General features: G+C 73.4%; 17 protein-coding genes. 14 read left to right on the plus strand and 3 right to left on the minus strand.

The window, feature by feature from the left end; genetic code table 11:
* Positions 1-243: 243 nt before the first annotated feature.
* From FB453_RS10965 to FB453_RS10975, 3 genes are all read left to right on the plus strand, one after another.
* A complete protein-coding gene (locus FB453_RS10965; RefSeq protein WP_145789584.1) occupies positions 244-1041 on the plus strand; it encodes a single-stranded DNA-binding protein in 798 nt (265 codons plus the stop codon).
* A 294-nt stretch (positions 1042-1335) separates the two neighbouring features.
* Complete coding sequence (locus tag FB453_RS10970; protein ID WP_145789586.1) at positions 1336-2394, plus strand: cobalamin biosynthesis protein; 1059 nt, start codon at positions 1336-1338, stop codon at positions 2392-2394.
* Complete coding sequence (locus tag FB453_RS10975; RefSeq protein WP_145789588.1) at positions 2391-3929, plus strand: cobyric acid synthase; 1539 nt, start codon at positions 2391-2393, stop codon at positions 3927-3929. The genes FB453_RS10970 and FB453_RS10975 overlap by 4 nt, the downstream gene beginning before the upstream one ends.
* Before the next feature lie 60 nt (positions 3930-3989).
* On the opposite strand, the gene FB453_RS10980 is transcribed toward FB453_RS10975, so the two are convergent.
* A complete protein-coding gene (locus FB453_RS10980; protein WP_145789692.1) occupies positions 3990-4391 on the minus strand; it encodes a rhodanese-like domain-containing protein in 402 nt (133 codons plus the stop codon).
* Between the two features lie 201 nt (positions 4392-4592).
* Here FB453_RS10980 and FB453_RS10985 point away from each other — a divergent pair, with 201 nt between their 5' ends.
* The 5 genes from FB453_RS10985 to FB453_RS11005 all read left to right on the plus strand — a co-directional run bounded on the left by FB453_RS10985 (position 4593) and on the right by FB453_RS11005 (position 9862).
* Positions 4593-5306: a uridine kinase family protein gene (locus FB453_RS10985; protein WP_486480228.1), complete on the plus strand. Its 714-nt coding sequence runs from the start codon at positions 4593-4595 to the stop codon at positions 5304-5306.
* A gap of 68 nt (positions 5307-5374) precedes the next feature.
* Complete coding sequence (locus FB453_RS10990) at positions 5375-6520, plus strand: M48 family metallopeptidase (RefSeq protein WP_112601440.1); 1146 nt, start codon at positions 5375-5377, stop codon at positions 6518-6520.
* 36 nt (positions 6521-6556) lie between these two features.
* A complete protein-coding gene (locus FB453_RS10995) occupies positions 6557-7900 on the plus strand; it encodes a dipeptidase (RefSeq protein ID WP_186718220.1) in 1344 nt (447 codons plus the stop codon).
* Positions 7901-7977: 77 nt separating this feature from the next.
* Entirely contained in the window at positions 7978-8184 is a 207-nt protein-coding gene (locus tag FB453_RS11000) for a hypothetical protein (RefSeq protein WP_030333429.1), read from the plus strand.
* An 85-nt stretch (positions 8185-8269) separates the two neighbouring features.
* The gene (locus FB453_RS11005) at positions 8270-9862 is read left to right on the plus strand and encodes an ATP-dependent DNA ligase (protein WP_486480229.1); all 1593 of its coding nucleotides are present in this window, start codon (positions 8270-8272) and stop codon (positions 9860-9862) included.
* A gap of 10 nt (positions 9863-9872) precedes the next feature.
* Here FB453_RS11005 and FB453_RS11010 read toward each other — a convergent pair whose 3' ends face one another.
* On the minus strand, positions 9873-10694 hold the full coding sequence (locus FB453_RS11010) for an SURF1 family cytochrome oxidase biogenesis protein (protein ID WP_112584175.1): 822 nt from the start codon (positions 10692-10694) through the stop codon (positions 9873-9875).
* Positions 10695-10900: 206 nt separating this feature from the next.
* Here FB453_RS11010 and FB453_RS11015 point away from each other — a divergent pair, with 206 nt between their 5' ends.
* The gene (locus FB453_RS11015; RefSeq protein ID WP_112601414.1) at positions 10901-12304 is read left to right on the plus strand and encodes a cobyrinic acid a,c-diamide synthase CobB; all 1404 of its coding nucleotides are present in this window, start codon (positions 10901-10903) and stop codon (positions 12302-12304) included.
* The gene (locus FB453_RS11020; protein ID WP_091405515.1) at positions 12301-12870 is read left to right on the plus strand and encodes a GNAT family N-acetyltransferase; all 570 of its coding nucleotides are present in this window, start codon (positions 12301-12303) and stop codon (positions 12868-12870) included. The genes FB453_RS11015 and FB453_RS11020 overlap by 4 nt, the downstream gene beginning before the upstream one ends.
* A gap of 42 nt (positions 12871-12912) precedes the next feature.
* Here the strand turns inward: FB453_RS11020 and FB453_RS11025 are convergent, their stop codons facing one another.
* A complete protein-coding gene (locus tag FB453_RS11025; protein ID WP_145789594.1) occupies positions 12913-15042 on the minus strand; it encodes a transglycosylase domain-containing protein in 2130 nt (709 codons plus the stop codon).
* A gap of 121 nt (positions 15043-15163) precedes the next feature.
* Here FB453_RS11025 and cobC point away from each other — a divergent pair, with 121 nt between their 5' ends.
* The 4 genes from cobC to FB453_RS11045 all read left to right on the plus strand — a co-directional run bounded on the left by cobC (position 15164) and on the right by FB453_RS11045 (position 20080).
* Positions 15164-16249: an Rv2231c family histidinol phosphate aminotransferase CobC gene (cobC, locus tag FB453_RS11030; RefSeq protein WP_145789596.1), complete on the plus strand. Its 1086-nt coding sequence runs from the start codon at positions 15164-15166 to the stop codon at positions 16247-16249.
* Entirely contained in the window at positions 16249-17352 is a 1104-nt protein-coding gene (gene cobT / locus FB453_RS11035) for a nicotinate-nucleotide--dimethylbenzimidazole phosphoribosyltransferase (protein ID WP_145789598.1), read from the plus strand. Before cobC ends, cobT begins: the two co-directional genes overlap by 1 nt.
* Positions 17353-17392: 40 nt before the next feature.
* Positions 17393-18634: a uroporphyrinogen-III C-methyltransferase gene (gene cobA, locus FB453_RS11040; RefSeq protein ID WP_145789600.1), complete on the plus strand. Its 1242-nt coding sequence runs from the start codon at positions 17393-17395 to the stop codon at positions 18632-18634.
* Between the two features lie 159 nt (positions 18635-18793).
* Positions 18794-20080: a cupin domain-containing protein gene (locus FB453_RS11045; RefSeq protein ID WP_145789602.1), complete on the plus strand. Its 1287-nt coding sequence runs from the start codon at positions 18794-18796 to the stop codon at positions 20078-20080.
* The last annotated feature ends 41 nt before the right edge of the window (positions 20081-20121 follow it).

A 20121-nucleotide genomic window follows, 5' to 3' on the forward strand; every position in this document is an offset into this window, starting at 1 on the left:
GTCGACGTGGAGCTGTCGGTGGTGCGTTGATCAAGTCCTTACCCAGTTCGGGTGGCCTGGGAAACCGTGGCCGGCGGGTCGGGCGGGTCGGGCGTACCACATTCGGGCGTGATCAGGGCGTTGTCCACAGGTGGGTTCGTCATCCACAGGTCGGGGATGGGTGCTTACGAAGGGCGTCCTCAGTGTCGATGCTCGGTGTCGAGTCGACTCGCGCTGGCAGGCCCCGATCCCCCTGGAGGGACGATGTTCGACACTTACGTGACAATCGTCGGCAATGTGCTGACTACGCCCGAGTGGCGGCGTACGACCCAGAGCAACACCCTGGTGGCCAACTTCAAGGTCGCCTCGACCGCCCGTCGACTCGATCGGGACAGCGGCCGGTGGGTTGACGGCAATTCGCTCCGCGTCCGCGTCAACTGTTGGCGCAAGCTCGCCGAGGGGGTGGCGGCCTCCGTCATGGTCGGCGATCCGGTGGTGGTCTGCGGGCGGCTCTACACCCGCGACTGGACCGACGACGGCGGTAACCACCGCACGCTCTACGAGCTGGAGGCGGTGGCCGTCGGCCACGACCTGTCCCGGGGGCGCGCCCGCTTCCTGCGCAACCGGCCGAGCATGGCGACCAGCACCGTGGAGGACGCGGAGGCCGAGAGCCGGGTGCACGGCGAGCCCACCGAGCCGGTGCCGGCCGGGCAGGCGCCCGTGTTGCCCGACGACCGTCCGCTGGACGACGACTTCGAGCTGCCCGACTACGCGGAGCTGCGAACCAGCCCGTTCGGCAACGTCCCGGCGGGCGACGACAGCTCCCCGAGCGGCGGGTTCTTCGGTGACGGCGGAGCGCTTGCGAGCGGCGGGCAGGCCGGGCAGGCCGACGTTCCGCCGGACCTCGACGACGAGTTGGCCCCTCCGCCCGAGGCGGACGACGACAACTCCGACGGTGACCTGGACATTGAGTTGGGGCCGGTGCCCGACGAGGGGCAGCCGGAGCCGGCGCAGCCCGGTCGGGGGCGGCGTGGTCGGGGCCGGGTCCCGCAGCCAGCCTGACCGATCGGCTCGGCCGTCGTGGGTTGGGCGGCGGTCGAGCTGGCCGAGGCGCCGTCTCGGTCACGGGTGCTGCGGCAAAACGGCACTACCCGGCACGGCACGGTGCGGCACGACGGGGGCGGGGTGGCGGCGCGACAAGCGTCGTCACCCCGCGTGCCGGGCGTCGGCAGGTTGGCCTGCCTGTTCGCTCCACGGGTTCTCGTTGCCGGTGCGGGACCGTGGGTTGGGCTGGTTCACGGAGTGCTCGTCTAGGCTGGCCGGCCGGAGGTGGTGCGGGTGCGACGGACAGCGCCAATGGCGAACGCGGTGGGGCTGCTGGCCGGGTACGCGCTGGACAGGGTGCTCGGCGACCCCCGCCGGTGGCACCCGGTGGCCGGCTTCGGGCAGGCCGCTGGCGCGCTGGAGCGCCGCCTCTACCGCCCTGACCGAACGGCGGGTGCGGCATTCACCGCGCTGGCCGTGGGCGGGCCGGTGTTGCTCGGGGCGGTCGCCGCGGCGGCTACCCGGCACCGGCCGGTGACCCGCGCGGTGCTGGTGGCGGCCGGCACGTGGACAGTGCTGGGCGGTCGCACGCTACGGCACGAGGCGACCGTCATGGGTCGTACGCTGCGTGACGGTGATCTGCCCGCTGCTCGGCGACGCCTCGGTCACCTCTGCGGGCGGGACCCTTCGACGCTGGGCGAGTCGGAGCTGGCCCGTGCCACAGTCGAGTCGGTCGCGGAGAACACCTCCGACGCGGTGGTCGCTCCGCTGCTCTGGGGCGCGGTCGCCGGTCTGCCCGGGCTGTTGGGCTACCGCGCGGCGAACACCCTCGACGCGATGGTCGGGCACCGGTCGACGCGCTACGCGCGGTTCGGCACACCGGCCGCTCGGCTCGACGACGTGCTCAATCTCGTGCCGTCCCGGCTGACCGGGCTGCTCACCATCGCCGTCGCGCCGGTCGCGCACGGGGACCGGCAGCGCGCCTGGCAGGTGTGGCGGCGGGACCGCAACGACCACCCGAGCCCCAACGCCGGTCAGTGCGAGGCGGCGATGGCCGGTGCGCTCGGGGTCCGCCTCGGTGGTCGCAACGTCTACTTCGGGCGCTCCGAGGTGCGGCCGTTCCTCGGCGACGGTCCCCGCCCGGAGGCGCGGCACCTGAAGCGGGCCGCCCGGATCTCCGGCGCGGTGGGGCTGGCCGCCGTCGGGTTGGCCGCCGCATACCCGGTGACGCTCGGCCGGCTGGTCGGCGCGGTGGGCAGGCGTGCACTGATCGGCGCGGTGGGCCGGCGAGGGCCGGCAGATGCGGCCGGAGGGCGCGGGATGGCTGGCGTCGCCGGGGGCCTCGGGGTGCGGCGGGGGAGTGGGCGGTGAGCGGCGGGCTGCTGGTGGCCGGCACGACGTCCGACGCCGGCAAGAGCGTGCTCACCGCCGGCATCTGTCGTTGGCTGCACCGGCAGGGTGTGAAGGTGGCGCCGTACAAGGCGCAGAACATGTCGAACAACTCGGCGGTGGTCGTCGGGCCGGGCGGGCGCGGCGGCGAGATCGGGCGGGCCCAGGCCATGCAGGCCGCGGCGTGCGGGCTCGCACCCGACCTGCGGTTCAACCCGGTGCTGCTCAAGCCGGGCAGCGACCTGGCCAGTCAGGTGGTGCTGCTGGGCGAGGCGGTCGACACGATCACCGCGGGCACCTTCCGGCAGCTACGTCCCCGGCTCGCCGAGACCGCGTACGCCGCACTGGCCGAGCTGCGCGAGACGTACGACGTGGTGATCTGCGAGGGCGCCGGCAGCCCCGCGGAGATCAACCTGCGGGCCGGTGACTACGTCAACATGGGGCTGGCCCGGCACGCCAACCTGCCCACCATCGTCGTCGGCGACATCGACCGGGGCGGTGTCTTCGCCTCGATGTTCGGCACCGTGGCCCTGCTCGACCCGGCCGACCAGGCGCTGATCGCCGGATTCGTGATCAACAAGTTCCGGGGCGACCTCGGGCTGCTCCAGCCGGGCCTGGACATGCTGCGTCAGGTCACCGGCCGCCCCACGTACGGGGTGCTGCCCTGGGCACTGGACCTCTGGCTCGACGCGGAGGACTCACTCGCCTACGGCCGGGTGCTCGGCCGACCCGCCGCCCCGCACGGCAGCGAATGGCTGGACGTGGCCGTCGTCCGCCTACCCCGGATCAGCAACGCCACCGACGTGGAGGCGCTCGCCACCGAGCCGGGCGTCCGCGTACGCCTCACCATCGAACCGGCCGAACTGGCCGCCGCCGACCTGGTCGTCCTGCCCGGCTCCAAGTCCACCGTCGCCGACCTCGGGTGGCTGCGCGAAACCGGTCTCGCCGACGCGGTGGCCACCCATGTGGCGGCCGGCAAGCCCCTGCTCGGCCTCTGCGGCGGCTTCCAGATGCTCGGCCGCGCCATCCATGACCCGGTGGAGAGCCGGCAGGGCAGCGTCCCGGGTCTCGGTCTGCTGCCCATCGACATCACCTTCGACCCGCGCAAGACCGTCCGGCAGTCGGTGGGCACCGGCCACGGTGGCCTCCCGGTGCGGGGCTACGAGATCCACCACGGGTACGTCTCACACGCCGACCCGCGCCTGACCCCGCTGCTGACCAGCGACGACGGTGTCGGGGAGGGTGCGGTGCTCGGCGTGGTGCACGGCACGCACTGGCACGGGGCGTTCGAGTCCGACGACTTCCGCCGGTGGTTCCTCACCGAGGCGGCTCGCCTGGCCGGCCGCAGCGGGTTCCGGGTCGCGCCGGCCACCAGCTTCGCCGCCGCCCGCGAGCGCTCACTCGACCTGCTCGGCGACCTGGTCGAGGAACACCTGGACACCGATGCCCTCTGGCGTCTCATCGAATCCGGTCCACCCGCCGACCTGCCCTTCATCCCACCCGGCGCCCCGTCCTGACCGGCGCACCGCCCCCTGGGGCGGGTGCAGGCGGGACCGCGCATGGCAAGGCTGGGGATATCAGGGGCGGATGTCGGCGGGACGGTCGGTGGTGGGCAGGCCGGCGGCGAGCCAGGCGTCCACGCCGCCGATCATGTCGGTGGCCCGGCGCAGGCCGAGGGTCTGCAGGCTGGCGGCTGCCAGGCTGGAGCTGTAACCCTGTCGGCACATCAGGATGATCTCCCGGTCGTACCCGGTGGCCTCCGGGATCCGCCAGGCGCTGGCCGGATCGAGGCGCCACTCCAGTACGGTCCGGTCGATGACGACAGCGCCCGGCAGGTCGCCCTGTTCGCGGCGTTGTAGTTCGGTACGGGTGTCGACCAGCAACGCGCCGCCGCGGACCGCCTCGACGGTCTGCTGCGGAGTCAGTCGGTGCAGCCCGGCGCGGGCCTGTTCGAGTAGGGCGTCTATACCGGGGCTCATCACGTCTCGGAGCACCACCCGATCATGCCGATTCGTTGGCACCCCGGGCGGCGAACGGGCCGCCCGTCACCCGTCGCCGCACCAATTCCCCCGGACGTGACGGTGACCGGCCAGGGCGGTCAGCCGGACGTGTCAGAGCGGCCCACGCCGACCCCGCAACCGGCATGATCGACACGGGCCAACAGGGATACCGCGACGTCGATGAACCCGAGTCGATCACTCTGCCCAGCAGCGGTGGCGGCATACTTCGGTCATGCACCACGGGAGGCTGCGCTGAACCCCGGAACTGGCGGACCGGGCGTTGCGGTTGTCGAGGCGTACGCCGAATTGGCTCGTCGGGTGCTCGCGGGCCCGGCGCGGTTGGGGCGGACCCGGCTGGTCGCTGTCGACGGGCCGAGCGGTGCGGGTAAGAGCCGGTTCGCCGCGCGGCTCGCGGATGCCCTGGCGGGGCCGCTCGGCGGCCGACCGCCGGTGGTGCACACCGACGACCTGCTCGACGGGTGGGACGACCAGGTCACCTTCTGGCCCCGGCTCGACGAGGGGGTGCTCGCCCCGCTGCGTAACGGGGAGCCGGGCGCCTACCGGCGGTACAGCTGGGTCCGGCAGTGTTTTCTGCCCCGGCCGGTTCTCGTGCCGGTGGCTCCGGTGCTGGTGGTCGAGGGGGTCAGTGCCGCCCGGGCGGTCGTCCGGCCGGAGCTGACGCTGGCCGTGTTCGTCACCGCGCCCACGTCGCTGCGGCTGGCTCGCGCTGTCGCCCGGGACGGGCCGGAGATCCTGCCCGAGCTGCGCCGCTGGCATGACGGGGAGCGGGCGCACTTCGCCGTCGACGAGACCGCGACCCACGCCGACCTGTTGGTGGACGGCGCGCCGACACTGCCGTACGACGCGGACCGGTACTACGTGCGGCTTCGCTGAGCGGGGCATGGACGTGGGCCACCGACTGCGGCACGATGCGGGAGAGCTACGGCGAACGGGGAGCCACCATGACGGCAGCGGACGCGCCAGCGCGGCGTCGGATCACCCTCAGCGGCATCAGCTCGCGGGCCTGGGAGCATCCGGCCGACCGAGGTGCCCTGGTCGCGCTGCGGGAGCTGCGCGGTTTCGACGACGTGGTGCGGGCGTTCTTCGGGATGTGGAACGAGCGGGGTTTCCGGCTGTCCGTGCTGGCCTCCGGCATCCGGGTCGACCACAGGCAGTACCCGGCGGTGTGGCAGCGCTACACCGAGGCCGCGGCGGCGCTCGACGTGGCCGAACTGCCCGAGCTGTACGTGACCCAGTCGCCCTGGTTGGGCGCCGAGGCGGTCGGGCTGGAGCGGCCGTTCATCGTGCTGAACTCCGCCTGTGTGCAGCAACTCGACGAGGACGAGCTGCGCTGCCTGCTCGGCCATGAGTTGGGGCACGTGGGCAGCGGGCACGCGGTCTACAAGACCATGCTCATGATCCTCACCCGGTGGGCGGCCAACCTGAGCTGGTTGCCGGTCGGCGCGATCGCGCTGCGCGCCATCATCGCGGCGATGCTGGAGTGGTGGCGTAAGGCGGAACTCTCCGCCGACCGGGCCGGCCTGCTCGCCGGGCAGGACCCGGCCGCCGCGCTGCGGCTGCTGATGAAGCTTGCCGGCGGTGGTGACCTGTCCCAGGTCGACACCACCGCCTTCCTGGAGCAGGCCGCCGAGTACTCCGGTGGCGGCGACCTGCGCGACAGCCTGCACAAGATCCGGATGACCGCGTGGAGCACCCACCCGGTGCCGGTGGCGCGGGCGGCGTCGCTGCGCCAGTGGATCGACTCCGGGGCGTACGGGCAGGTGCTGGCCGGGGACTATCCCCGCCGCGAGGACGACAGCTCGACAAGCGTGTCGGAGGAGATCAAGGCGGCGGCCGCGTCGTACCGGGAGGAGTTCAGCCGTTCCACCGACCCGCTGGTCGGGTTGCTGCGCCGGCTCGGCGACGGCGCGAGCGACGTCGGCGAGTGGGTGGGCGGCACCGCCGGTCGGGCCCGTTCCTGGATGGACGCCGCCACCGAGGCGGCGGGCCGCGCACACCGCGCCGGGCGGGCCGCCCCGGGCGCGCGGGCCGGCGCCGGCCCCGCGGACAGCGGTGACGGTACGGGCTCCGCCGGCACGCCCCGGTAAGGCCGGCATACGATGCCGGTCATGACCTCACCGATCATGTCCGAGTCCGAGGTGCGGGCCGCCGTCGAGCGGGAGATGCCCGGCGTCCGGGCCGACCTGGAGTGCCTCGTCCGCATCCCCGGCATCGCCTTCGAGGGCTTCGACCACTCGCACGTGGAACGCTCCGCCGAGGCGGTCGCCGAGCTGCTGCGTGGCTGTGGCCTGGACGTCGACATCGTGCGAGCCGGCGGCCAGCCGGCGGTGATCGGCCGTCGGGCCGCCCCGCCCGGCGCGCCAACCGTGCTGCTCTACGCCCACCACGACGTCCAGCCGGTCGGCGACCGGTCGCTGTGGGAGTCCGACCCGTTCGAGCCTGTGGAACGGGACGGCCGGCTCTACGCCCGGGGCGCGGCCGACGACAAGGCCGGCATCATGGCGCACGTGGCGGCGCTGCGCGCGTACGGTGACGCGCTGCCGGTCGGCGTGGTCCTCTTCATCGAGGGCGAGGAGGAGTACGGCTCCGACTCGCTGGAGCAACTCCTGGCCGAGCACCGCGACGAGATCACCTCGGACGTCATCGTGATCGCCGACTCCGGCAACTGGGACATCGGCGTACCGGCGTTGACCACCTCGCTGCGGGGCATCGTCAACTGCTTCGTCGAGGTGCGGACGCTGGACCACGCGGTGCACAGCGGCATGTTCGGCGGCGCCGTGCCGGACGCGCTCACCGCGCTGGTCCGGCTGTTGGCGACGCTGCACGACGACGCCGGTGACGTGGCAGTGGACGGTCTCGTCGGCCGGGAGGGCGCCACCGTCGACTACCCGGAGGACCGGGTCCGAGCCGAGGCGGGGCTCGCGGACGGCGTGCAGTTCATCGGCACCGGCCGGATCACCGACCGGCTCTGGACCAAGCCGGCGCTGGCCATCCTCGGTGTCGACGCGCCGTCCACCGGCGAGGCGCCGAACGCCCTGGTCCCGGCCGCGAAGGCGAAGCTCAACGTCCGCCTCGCCCCGGGCGACGACCCCAAGCGGGCGTACGCGGCGCTGCGCGCGCACCTGGAGCAGCACGCGCCGTGGGGTGCGCAGGTGACGGTCACCTTCGAACACGACGGCGACCCGTGCGTGATCGACGCGTCCGGGCCGATGTTCGATGCCGCCCGTTCGGCCTTCCGGACCGCCTGGGACGGCACCGCCCCGGTGGACATCGGCGTCGGCGGCTCGATTCCGTTCATCGCCACCTTCCAGGAGATGTTCCCGAAGGCGGCAATCCTGGTGACCGGCGTGGAGGACCCGCACGCCCGCGCGCACGGCCCGAACGAGAGTCTGCACCTGGGGGAGTTCGCCCGGGTCTGCCTCGCCGAGGCGCTGCTCCTGCGCAACGTGGCGGCGGTCGGCGGTTAGGTGTCAGAACGGCAACTTTGGGCCTGATCTGGGAGTTTACGGCGTGTCGGATGGTCGGCTGTTATAGCCTTTCGTACATGAGTACGAACGAGGTGATGGCCCGGTTGGGGGCCGCTGTCAGCGCGCTGGGAGATGTCGATGTCTCCGCGTGGTCCGAGGACACGCTCAACGAACAGCTCGGTGAGCTCTCCGCCGCACTGGTCGCCCTCGACTCGGTGCTCTCCCGGGTCGCCGGCGAGGTCCGCGCCCGAGGGTTGCGCATCGAGGAACCCGTCTCCGCCTGAACCGTCGCCCGCGTGAGTGGGCGGCACCCTGCCGACACCGCCCGTGCACGGCAATGCCCGGGCGGTGTCGGAGGTGACTGGCAGGATGAGCTGCGTGCGGTTCCTCGATCTGGCAGCCACCTCGGCCGCCGTCGGCGCCACCAGTGGCCGACGGGCCAAGGTGGAGCTGCTCGCTGACGCGCTGCGTCGGCTCGACCCCGGCGAGGTCGAGCCCGGCGCCGGCTATCTCGCCGGTGAGCTGCGCCAACGGCAGACCGGCGTCGGCTACGCGAGCCTGCGCGATCTGCCACCGCCGGCCGCCGAGCCGACGTTGACGGTGGCCGCCGTGGACGCGGCCATCGCGCAGATCGCCGCGGTGCACGGCTCGGGCTCGCAGGCTCGGCGTCGGGCGCTGCTCGGTGCCCTCTACGCGGCGGCGACAGCCGACGAGCAGCGGCTGCTCACCGGCCTGTTCAGTGGCGAGCTACGGCAGGGCGCCCAGGCCGGGCTCCTCGCGGACGCGGTGGCCCGGGCCGCCGAGGTGCCGGTGGCGGCGGTCCGCCGGGCGCTGCTGCTCGCCGGTGATCTCCGGGCCGTGGCGGTGGCCGCGCTGGCCGGAGGTGCCGCCGAGTTGGCCGGGTTCGGTCTGCAGGTTGGCCGCCCGCTGGCGCCGATGCTCGCGCAGAGCGCCCCCTCGGTCGACGAGGCGCTCGCCGCGACCGGCACGCCGGCGGTGGTCGACGTGAAGCTCGACGGCATCCGCATCCAGGTGCACCGCTCCGGCGCCGACATCGCCGTGTTCACCCGCAGCCTTGACGAGATCACCACCCGGGTGCCCGAGGTGGTCGCCGCGGTCCGTGCCCTGCCGGGCCGGGAGTTGGTCCTCGACGGCGAGGCGATCGGCCTGGACGAGACCGGCCGCCCACTGCCGTTCCAGCAGACGTCGAGCCGGGCCGCCCGACGCACCACCCCCAGCACCACCGGGCGCACACCGGTCGCCCCGGCGGTGCTCGCGGCGGCCGCCAGCACGGGCGCGACGGTGCTCACCCCGTACTTCTTCGACCTGCTGCACCTCGACGGTGAGGATCTGATCGACCTTCCCGGCCGGGAGCGGTGGGCCGCCCTCGCCGGTTCGGTGGATTCGTCGCTGCTGGTCGGCCGGATGGAGGTCGACGGCCCGGAGCAGGCCGCCGCCGCGTTCGCCGCCGCGCTCGACGCCGGGCAGGAGGGCGTGGTGGTCAAGGCGCCGGACGCCCCCTACGACGCCGGCCGGCGCGGTGCCGCCTGGGTCAAGGTGAAACCGCGGCACACCCTCGACCTGGTGGTGCTCGCCGTCGAGTGGGGCAGCGGCCGACGCAAGGGCTGGCTGTCCAACCTGCATCTGGGTGCGCGTGACGCGCGCACAGGTGACTTCGTCATGCTCGGCAAGACGTTCAAGGGGCTCACCGACGAGTTGCTGCGGTGGCAGACCGAGCGGTTCCTCGACCTCGCCGTGGAACGCGGCGACTGGGTGGTCCGGGTCCGGCCCGAGCAGGTGGTGGAGATCGCCTTCGACGGGGTGCAGACGAGTTCGCGCTATCCCGGTGGGATGGCGCTGCGGTTCGCCCGGGTGGTGCGCTATCGCGACGACAAGTCCGCCGCGGAGGCGGACACCATCGACGCGGTCCGTGCCATCCACGCCGGCCGCGTGAGCGGCTGACCGGGCGAGGTCAGGCGGAAGCGGTCGGCGTCGGTTCGGCGGCCCGGTCCAGCGGAGCCGAGGTGGCGCCGATGCCGGCGGCCCGGCGGGCCTCCCGACGGGCCACCCAGCCATAGCCGAAAAGGGCCATAACCGCGAACAGCCACCACTGCACGACGTAGCCGAAGTTCTGCCAGTTGTTGGCGTGCCCCACCGGCACCGCCTTGAACACCGGATCGGCTGCCGGGGTCTGCTCGTCGAGCAGCAGATACGCACCGTAGACCGGGTAGGGAAGCTCGCCGGCCAGCCGAGACACCCCGATCCGCCGGATCTCCAGCAGCCCGTCGCGTCGGGCCACCGCGCCGGCGCCGCTCTCGGTCTCGTGCACCCGGCCGACCACCGTCACGTCGCCGGTCGGCGCGGCCGGCACCGACGGCTGGGCGGTCGCCCCACCGGGCGCCGGCGGGATCCAGCCCCGGTCCACCAGCAGCGCCGTGCCGTCGGCGAGCACCAGCGGGGTGAGCACCTCGAAACCGACCCGGCTGTCCACCGTCCGGCCACGGACCAGCACGGTGTTCGTGGGGTCGTACCGGCCGGTGACGGTGACCCGGGTCCAGACCTTGTCCTCGGCGGGGGCCGGACCGGCCGTTCCCGCACCGCCGGCGGGAGCGCGCAGCGCGTCGGCGAGCGGCACGGGAGCCATCCGCTGGCCCGCGTCGATCCGCTCGTTGACCTCGGTGCGCCCCCGGTAGCGGTCCAGCTGCCAGTTGCCGAGGAACACCATGACGGCGGCCGCGACCAGGGTCAGCGCGAGAGCGCCCAGCCAGCGTGGGCTCAGCAGGAACCGGTACACGGCACCGAGGCTACTCGTATGACCGGCGCCACTGACCTGGACCGGGCCGGACCGCGCCGGGGTCGACGCCCCGGGGCACCGCCAGGGCCGGGCCGCCCACCCCGGTTGGCGGTGCTCGCGCCTCCAGCCGGGCGGGTATCGTCACGCCGACGGATCGGCCTTGGTCGTCCCGTCGCGTACCCGCCGCCGCTCGCGAGGAGTCGATGATGACCGTCGTGCCGCGCCTGGTGCTCAGCGCGCCGTCCTCCGGGCACGGTAAGAACGCGCTGGCGATCGGGCTGCTCGCCGCCCTGGCCGAGCGAGGGGTCGACGTCGCCGGGTTCAAGCTCGGGCCGGACCATGTCGACGCCGCCTACCTCGGCCTCGCCTCCGGTCGGCCGGGTCGGGTGATCGACCCCCGACTGGTCGGCCTCGATCGGCTCGCCCCGCTGGTGGCGCACGGTGCCGCCGGTGCCGGGCTGGCCGTGGTGCAGGGCAGCATGGGGCTGTACGACTCGGTCGGTGGCCGTCCCGAGCAGGAGTCCACCGCCGCCGCGGCCGCCGCGCTGCGCAGCCCGGTGGTGCTCGTTGTCGACGTGGCCGCGATGGGCCAGTCGGTGGCGGCCCTGGTGCACGGTTTCCGCTCGTACGACGAGCAGTTGTGGCTCGGCGGGGTGATCCTCAACCGGGTGGCGTCGTCGCGACACGAGGGGATGCTGCGCGAGGCGTTGGACGACGTGGGGGTGCCGGTCTACGGCGCGCTGCGTCGACAGGACCTGCCGGCGGTGCTGCCGTCGCGGCGGCACGGGGTGGCACCGGTGGTCGACGACTCGGCCGACGCCGTCCGTGCGGTCCGCCGGCTGGGCGAGGCCGTCGCCGCCACTGTCGACCTGGAACGGCTGCTCGGGCTGGCCCGCTCCGCCCCGCCGCTGCCGGCACCGGCTTGGTCTCCCGAGGAGGCCCTCGGCACGTTCACACCCCCGGCGAACCGCCCACTGGTGGCGGTGGCCGGTGGGCCGGGCGGCAGCTTCAGCCACCCGGAGACCACCGAGTTGCTCCGGGCCGCCGGCGCCGAGGTCGTCGTCGTCGACCCGCTGCGCGACGAGGCGCTGCCGGTCGGCACCCGCGCGCTGGTCGTCGGCGGCGCGCTGCCCGAGGCGTACGCCGAGCAGTTGTCGGCCAACCGGCGGCTCTGCATCGCGGTGGCCGAGTTGGCGCGGACCGGGCGTCCGGTGATCGCCGAGGGCGCCGGGCTGCTCTGGCTGGCCCGGGAACTGGACGGGTTGCCGATGTGCGGTGTCCTGGACGCGGTCGGTGTCAGCCGCGACGGGGTGGTGGCCGGCTACCGGGAGGCGACTGCCCAGACCGACAGCGTGGTCGCCGCCACCGGCACGGTGCTGGTCGGGCACAAGGCACACCGTGCGGTGCTCACCCCCCGCGCTGGTCAGCGCCCGGCCTGGAGCTGGGACGGCGGCGCGCCGGAGGGCTTCGTCTGGCGCAACGTGCACGCCTCGCAGCTCGCTCTGCACTGGGCGAGCCATCCGGCGACGGCGGCCCGGTTGGTCGCCGCGGCGGCGGCCGACCCGACGAGCGAGGTGGTACCCGCGCAGCCGGGCGAGGTGTCGGTGTGATCGGTCAGGTGGCGGTGCGCCGTTTCCCGGCGTTGACGGTCTCCACCCCGCGTACCGAGGTGCGTCAGCTCACGGCGGCCGACGCGGCGGCGGCCGGGGAGATCTTCGCCGACAAGCTGACCCGGCGTTGGCTGCCGCTGCCCGACGACTCCGGCCCGATCGACGGGTTGGCCTGGTGCACCGATCTGGCCCGGCAGCGGCGCGACAGCGGGGAGGGCGACCACTACGCGGTGCTCCGGCGGGAGGACGACCAGGTGGTGGGCTCGCTGTGGACCCGGCGCACCGACTGGGGCGCCCGCCTCACCGAGATCTCCTACGCGATGGCGGCGCACGCGCGGGGGTTCGGCTTCGCCGCCGAGGCGGTCGACGCGGTGGCCATCGCGCTGATCCTGGAGCACGGCTTCCAGCGGGTCGAACTGCGGGTGGCTCCCGGCAACCTGGCCTCGCGCCGGGTCGCCGAGAAGGCCGGGTTCAGCTACGAGGGTCTGCTGCGGAACGCCGGGTTCGTCAGCGGCGGCCGGGTGGATCTGGAGCTGTGGTCGTTCGTCGCCGCCGACCTGCGCTGAGTCGCGCCGAGCCCCGCCGACCTGCGCTGACTCTCGCGCCGGTCAGCCGACGATGGCGTCCGACGGTGGGGTGAACTGGCGGGTCGGGGTGCCCTTCAGGCCGTCGCGCAGGGTCTCCGAAACCGCCTTGATCGGGATCTGGGACTGCCCGTCACCGACCGCGTTGAACGGGTTGTCCGGGTCGGATATGAAGCTCGCCGCGGCCAACTCCGGGGTGTAGCCCACGAACCAGGCCGATCGGGTGCTGTCGGTCGTACCGGTCTTGCCGGCCACCGGGCGTCCGACGGTGCCTCGCACGCTGTCGGCGGTGGACCATCCGCCGCAGCTGCCGCGCGCCGGGGTGTCTCCGGTCGGGCAGCGGGCCGCGTCGGTGGCCGCCCGCGCGGCGTCCGCCCTCACCACCTGCCGGCAGCGCGGCTTGGCCACCTCGCGGTGCAGACCGCCCGGGGTGGCGTATGTGGCGGGTGTGCCGTCCCTGTTCATGATCGCTTGCACGGGGATGGCCTCGCAGTAGCGGCCGTCGGCCGCGATGGCGGCGTACGCGTTCGCCATCTCCAGCGGGGTGGCGTCGGAGACGCCCAGGGTGAAGGCACCCCACTTCTTCGCCTTGGCCGGGGACGCCTGTTCCCGGTCGACGTCGGTGCGCCACCGAAGCCCGAGCTGTTCGGCCAACCGGACCGCCCGGTCCGCGCCGACCTTCTCCTCCAGCCACACGAAGTACGTGTTCACCGATTTGCCAAAGCCGGACCACATGGTCTGCTGGCCGGTCATGGCGCCGCTGGCGTTTGAGGGCGCCCAGCCGTCGTACACTGCCGACTTGTAGCGGTACGGCGCGTTGAACGAGGTGGAGAGGGTCATCCCCGAGTCCAGCGCGGCCAACATCGGGAACATCTTGAACGTCGACCCGGCCTGGTAGCCGGCCAGGTCACCGCCGCCGAGCAGTGGTGCCACAGTGTTCGGGTAGTTGGCTTTCACCTTCGGCCCGGCCTCGGGGTTGGAGCTCTGCGGGTTCTCGGCCAGGTCCAGCGAGTACGTCCGGTTCACCGCCATGGCCTTCACCCGCCCGGTGCCCGGCTCGGAGACCACGATGCCGTTGGCGAACGGGCTGCCGGTGGCCTCCTTGGTGCCCACGCTCTTCTCCGCAGCCTCCTGGATCTTCGGGTCGAGGCTGAGCACGATGCGGTAGCCGCCCCGGCGAAGGTTGTCCATCCGTTCCAGCCGGTTCGCCCCGAACGCGGGCTGCGCGCTCCACCAGTTCTTCAGGTAGTCGCAGGCGAAGCCCCAGCTGTTGTACTTCTCCGCCACCGCGGCGCAGTCGTGCGGTGGGGTGGTCAGCCTGAGCCGGATCGGCTCGGACTTGGCGGCGGCGGCCGAGTCGGGGGAGAGGTAGCCGAGTTGGCTCATCCGGTCCAGCACGTAGTTGCGCCGCCCGGTGGCCTCCTTCTGGTCGGAGTCGGCCGGGTCGTACTCGGACGGGGACTTGACCAGTCCGGCGAGGGTGGCGGCCTCGACCGGCGTGAGGTCCTTCGGGGTCTTGGAGAAGAAGATCTCGCTGGCCGCGTAGATGCCGTACGCCCGGTGCCCGAAGTACGCCGAGTTCAGGTAGCGCTCCATGATCTGTTCCTTGCTCAACTCCTTCTCCAGGTCCAGCGCCATCCGCATCTCCTTGACCTTGCGAATGCTGGTCTGCTGGGTCGCTTCCTGGACCTCCTTGGGCGTGGTCGCGCTGTCCCGCAGGGCCATCCGGACGTACTGCATGGTCAGCGTCGAGGCGCCCTGGGAGCCGCCGGAGCGGGCGTTGGAGACGAAGGCCCGGGCCACACCCTTCGGGTCGACGCCGTGGTGCTGGTAGAAGCGGGAGTCCTCGGCGGCCACGATCGCCTGCTGGATGTTCGGCGACATGTCCGACAGCTTGGTGTACTGCCGGTACTCCTCGTAGAACATGGTCAGCACGGTCTTGCCGTCCGGGCCGTAGACGTACGAGGTCTCGGCGGGCAGGGCGGTCTTCAGCACCCGGGTCTTCTGGTCCACGGCGTGCGCGGTGGCCTTCGCGCCGAGCCCGGTGAGGGCGACCAGTGGATAGGCGGCGGCGGCGATCACGATTCCGGCGATCAGTCCGGCGCGGAGGAGAGGGACGAGACGACCAGCGGCAGCAAGGGGTCGGTTGCTCACCTGGTCAAGTTATGACATTTCCGATTCATACATGAGAAGAACTCTTGAACCGGCGAGTGGTGACGCGGCTTACGCTGAGATCGACTGTCCCACCGGCCACCTTCCCGGCAGGATCGCGGACATGTCTGATCAGCCGAGCGCGGTCGCCCCACCCACCGGGGTCGAGCCGGACCTCGCCCACCACGGCGACGCGGAGGCGACCGCCGGCCTGATCGACCTCGCCGTCAACGTCCGTCGGGCGCGTCCTCCCGCCTGGCTGGCCGACCCGATCGCCGCGACCCTGACCGACCTGGCCCGGTACCCGGACCCGGCGCCGGCCCGGGCGGCGGTCGCCGCCCGACACCGCCGTCACCCGAACGAGGTGCTGCTCACCGCCGGCGCCGCCGAGGGCTTCGTGTTGATCGCCCAGGCGCTGCGCGGCGTGCACCGCCCCGTGGTGGTGCACCCGCAGTTCACCGAGCCGGAGGCGGCGCTGAGGGCCGCCGGACACCCGGTCGAGCGGGTGCTGCTCGACGCCGCCGACGGCTTCCAGCTCGACCCGTCCCGGGTGCCCGCCGACGCCGACCTCGTGATGATCGGCAACCCGACGAACCCGACCTCGGTGCTGCACCCCGCCCAGACGGTGGCCGCGCTGGCCCGCCCCGGCCGGGTGCTGGTTGTCGACGAGGCGTTCGCCGACACCACCATCGTCCCCGGGCACCCCGGCGAACCGGAGTCGCTGGCCGAACGCCGCGACCTGCCCGGCCTGCTCGTGGTGCGCAGCCTCACCAAGACGTGGGGCCTGGCCGGCCTGCGGATCGGCTACCTGCTCGGCGCCACGGAGCTGCTGTCCCGGCTGGCCGCCGTCCAGCCGCTCTGGGCCGTCTCCACGCCCGCGCTGGCGGCCGCGTCGGCCTGCGCCAGCGCCGTCGCGGTCCAGGCCGAACGCGCGATCGCCGCCGAGCTCGCCGCCGACCGCGAGCACCTGGTCGCGCGCCTCGCCGAACTGCCCGGTGTACGCGTCGTCGGCCGTCCCGCAAGCGCGTTCGTCCTGCTGCACCTACCGGGCGCGACACCGATCCGGGCCGCCCTGCGCGAGCGCGGCTGGGCGGTGCGCCGAGGCGACACGTTCCCCGGCCTCGGCGCGGACTGGCTGCGGGTGGCGGTACGCGACCGAAACACCACCGACGCGTTCATCGACGTGCTGCGCGAGACCATGGAGGCATGATGCTGGAGACCACGATTGCGGCGATCCGCGCGGCGGACGAAGCGGCCATGGCCGCCGCCCGGGAGCTGCAGGGCCGGCTGACCAAGCCGGCGGGATCGCTGGGCGCGCTGGAGGAGCTTTCGGTACGCCTCGCCGGCCTGGCCGGAGTCTGCCCACCACCGCTGCCCGAGCCGGCCGCGGTGGCGATCTTCGCCGGCGACCACGGGGTGCACGCCCAGGGGGTCAGCCCCTGGCCGCAGGAGGTCACCGCGCAGATGATCGGCAACTTCCTGGCCGGTGGAGCGGTGGTCAACGCATTCGCCCGGCAGGCCGGCGCCTCGGTCACAGTGGTCGACGTCGGCGTGGCCACCCCGCCGCCCACCGACCCGGCTGTGCTCGACCCGACGGCCCTCGATCCGGCCGTGCTCGATCCGGCAGTGCCCCGGCTGGTTGTCGCGTCCGTCCGCCAGGGCACCCGCGACCTCACGGTGACCGCCGCGCTGACCCGGGACGAGGCGCTGGCGGCGGTGCAGACCGGCATCCGGATCGCCGACGAACTGATCGACGCCGGTGCCGGCATCCTGCTCACCGGGGACATGGGCATCGGCAACACCACACCGGCCGCCGTGCTGATCGCCGCGTTCACCGGCGCCGACCCGCTCGACACCACCGGTCGGGGCACCGGGGTCGACGACCCGACGTACGCGCACAAGGTGGCGATCGTGCGGGCCGCCCTGGCCCGGCACACCCCCGACCCGGCCGACCCGCTGGGGGTGCTGGCCGCCGTCGGTGGTCTGGAGCACGCCGCATTGGCCGGGCTGATCCTGGGGGCCGCCGCACGCCGCACGCCGGTGCTGCTGGACGGCGTGATCGCGGTCTCGGCCGCGCTCGCCGCCGCCGCGTTCGCCCCGGCGGCGGTCGACGCCATGGTCGCCGGCCACCGCTCGGCCGAGCCCGGTGCCACTGTCGCACTGCGCCACCTCGGCCTCGACCCGCTGATCGACCTGGGGCTGCGTCTCGGTGAGGGCACCGGCGCGCTGCTGGCGTTGCCCGTGGTCACCGGCGCGGTCCGGGTGCTGCACGAGGTGGCCACCTTCGACTCCGCAGGGGTGGCCGAAAAGTGAGCACGCGCAGCGAACGAGCCGTCCGCCTCGGTGGTGCGGCGTGACCTCCAATCCGTACCCCCTGGGTTTGCGGCTGCACGGGCGGCGGGTGGTCGTGGTGGGTGGCGGCGCGGTCGCCACCCGACGCGTACCCGCGCTGCTGGACGCCGGTGCGGACGTCCTGCTGGTGGCCCCGGAGCTGACTCCGGCGCTGCGTGCCCGGGCCGACGCGGGCCGGCTGCACTGGGTGCCGCGCCGGTTCGTGCCCGAGGACCTGGACGGCGCCTGGCTGGTCCAGGTCGCGGTCGACGACCCGATAGCGGCGGCCTCGGTGAGCGCCGTCGCCGCCGAGCGGCGGATCTTCTGTGTCCGGGCCGACGACCGGACGGCCGCCACCGCCTGGACCCCGGCGGTGACCCGGCACGGCCCGGTCACCGTGGCGGTGCTCGGCGGCGGCGACCCGCGCCGGGCGATGACGGTTCGCGACGCGATCCGCGACCTCCTCGCCGTCCGCCTGGCACCGGACGGGATCGCTGGCCGGCCCGACGCTTCCACCGGGACGACCGGTGGGCAGCAGGCCGGGCGGGTGGCGCTGGTCGGGGCGGGGCCGGGGGACCCGGAGCTGATCACCGTGAAGGGCTGGCGGCTGCTCACCGAGGCCGACGTGGTGGTCGCCGACCGGCTGGTGCCCGGGCTGCTCCTCGACGAGCTGCGCCCGGATGTCGAGCTGGTGGACGCCTCGAAGATTCCCTACGGCCCGTCCCGGGCCCAGGAGGAGATCAACCAGATCCTGGTCGACCGGGCCCTGGCCGGCGCCTTCGTGGTGCGGCTCAAGGGCGGTGACCCGTACGTCTTCGGCCGCGGCGGCGAGGAGCTGCTGGCCTGCGCGGCCGCCGGCGTGCCGGTGACAGTGGTGCCCGGGGTGACCAGCTCCATCGCCGCGCCGGCCGCGGCCGGCATCCCGGTCACCCATCGGGGGGTGGCCCACGAGTTCACTGTGGTCTCCGGGCACCTGGCACCCGACGCGCCGGCTTCGCTGGTGCGCTGGGACGCCCTCGCCGGTCTGCACGGCACCCTGGTGATCCTGATGGGGTTGAAGAACCTCGCCGCCATCACGGCCACCCTGATCGCCCACGGTCGGTCGCCCCAGACGCCGGCCGCCGTCGTCCAGGAAGCCACGACGGGCACCCAACGGGTCCTGCGGTCCACGCTGGGCGAGGTCGCGGTCGACCTGAGTGCGGCCGACCTACGCCCGCCCGCCGTCGTCGTGGTGGGCGATGTGGTGGGCGCGCTCGACGGCTGACAAGTGACCGGACGCGGCGGCGACCCGTCCGGCGGTGGACCCGGGCTTCTTAGGGCACTGACCCGGTAGATCTTGGACAGTTTCCGTTGGCGCGTAACGGAAACTGTCCAAGATTGCCAGCTGCGGCGGTTGTCGGTCGCTGTGGACACAATGTCGCTCATGCTCACCCTGAAGGACCCTCACGAGACGTGGCGGACGGAACTGCTCACCCCGGTCGCGCTGCGATGTGGACGTCCCAACCTGACCACCAGCTTCGAGGACCTTCCCTCGCGATGGCGCGATGCTCCGGTCCGGACGCTGAGGTGCGCGGACGCGGACGGCTCCTGGGCCGCCCTGGTCACTGTGGTCCGTGGCTATCGCCAACCGCCGGGCGACTCGCTCGTCGGCAACGAGTTCGGCCGTGACCCGCACACCGCCTACAACCTGGACTCGCCCGGCGACCTGGTGTACGAGCTGCAGGTGACCGAGGACGACGGGTCCGACGAGCACGAGCTGCTGGCGTTCCGGCTCTTCGGCCACCCGCAGGCGGCCGGGGCGGAGGTGCTGCGGTGGGCCGGGAAGAAGGCGGCGTACTCGGTCAGCCCGTCGGTCGAGCGGGCCGAGATGCGTCAGCGCCGGGACCGTCGACAGTTCGACAATCGCCAGGCCAGTGCGGCATCGCCACTGGTCCGGGTCGGCGTGGTGTCGGACGAGGCCGCCGCCGACCTCGACGCTCTCGATGCGTCCTCGTTGTGCTGGCACTTCCCGCGCGGGAACACCGGCGCCTACCTGCGGTCCGCGGTGGTCGCACTGGCCGGCTACGGCGAGCAGCGGTCGCACCTGCGGGGCCGGTGGCTCACCGCACGGGTCGAGGGTGAGGAGTTGGTCGTCGGCATCGACGACCTGATCCCGGCCAACCAGCGGCACCGCTGGGACAACGCCCGTTGGCTGTGGGACCGCCGAGCGGCGAACACCCCGGCAGGGCTTCGCTGGCAGGTCGATCGGGTCGAGCAGGCCGCCCCTGCGGTCGCGGCCGTCCGCCGTGGCGCGTTGTCCGAGGCGCTGACCAACGCCGGGGTGGAGACGGATCCGGAGCTCGACGTGTTGCTGACCGGGGTGCCGTACCGGCTCTCCGACGCCGAACTCACCCCGACCTGGGTGGCGAACCTGTACCGCGGTCTCGCCGACCTCGCGCCCTGGCGGCTGGACGCGGCGTACCGGGCTTGGCGTGACGCCCGACAGGCACAGGGGCTTCCGGTCCAGGACTCCGTTGTCCTGTTCGGCCTCGGCGGCGTCGGCGCGGCCCGTAAACCGAAGCTCGCGCTCGACCACACCGGCGACGCCCCACTACTGCGTCTGATCCACACCGGCAGCAGCGCGGTGCTGCCGTACGCGCACTGGACGGTGCCCACCGACCTCGACGCCCACCTGTACGGGTGGCAACCAAGCCTGCCGTACCCGCAGTGACCAACGGGGCCGGAGCATGCGCTCCGGCCCCGTCACACGAG

Source organism: Micromonospora sp. CNZ322, from assembly GCF_007827755.1.

Excerpts from the sequence above, each read along its gene's own strand:
- FB453_RS10965 (WP_145789584.1), top strand. The coding sequence starts at position 244 with ATGTTCGACACTTACGTGACAATCGTCGGCAATGTGCTGACTACGCCC.
- FB453_RS10970 (WP_145789586.1), top strand. The coding sequence starts at position 1,336 with ATGGCGAACGCGGTGGGGCTGCTGGCCGGGTACGCGCTGGACAGGGTG.
- FB453_RS10980 (WP_145789692.1), bottom strand. The coding sequence starts at position 4,391 with ATGAGCCCCGGTATAGACGCCCTACTCGAACAGGCCCGCGCCGGGCTG.
- FB453_RS10985 (WP_486480228.1), top strand. The coding sequence starts at position 4,593 with ATGAACCCGAGTCGATCACTCTGCCCAGCAGCGGTGGCGGCATACTTC.
- FB453_RS10990 (WP_112601440.1), top strand. The coding sequence starts at position 5,375 with ATGACGGCAGCGGACGCGCCAGCGCGGCGTCGGATCACCCTCAGCGGC.
- FB453_RS10995 (WP_186718220.1), top strand. The coding sequence starts at position 6,557 with ATGTCCGAGTCCGAGGTGCGGGCCGCCGTCGAGCGGGAGATGCCCGGC.
- FB453_RS11000 (WP_030333429.1), top strand. The coding sequence starts at position 7,978 with ATGAGTACGAACGAGGTGATGGCCCGGTTGGGGGCCGCTGTCAGCGCG.
- FB453_RS11005 (WP_486480229.1), top strand. The coding sequence starts at position 8,270 with ATGAGCTGCGTGCGGTTCCTCGATCTGGCAGCCACCTCGGCCGCCGTC.
- FB453_RS11015 (WP_112601414.1), top strand. The coding sequence starts at position 10,901 with ATGACCGTCGTGCCGCGCCTGGTGCTCAGCGCGCCGTCCTCCGGGCAC.
- cobC (WP_145789596.1), top strand. The coding sequence starts at position 15,164 with ATGTCTGATCAGCCGAGCGCGGTCGCCCCACCCACCGGGGTCGAGCCG.
- cobT (WP_145789598.1), top strand. The coding sequence starts at position 16,249 with ATGCTGGAGACCACGATTGCGGCGATCCGCGCGGCGGACGAAGCGGCC.
- FB453_RS11045 (WP_145789602.1), top strand. The coding sequence starts at position 18,794 with ATGCTCACCCTGAAGGACCCTCACGAGACGTGGCGGACGGAACTGCTC.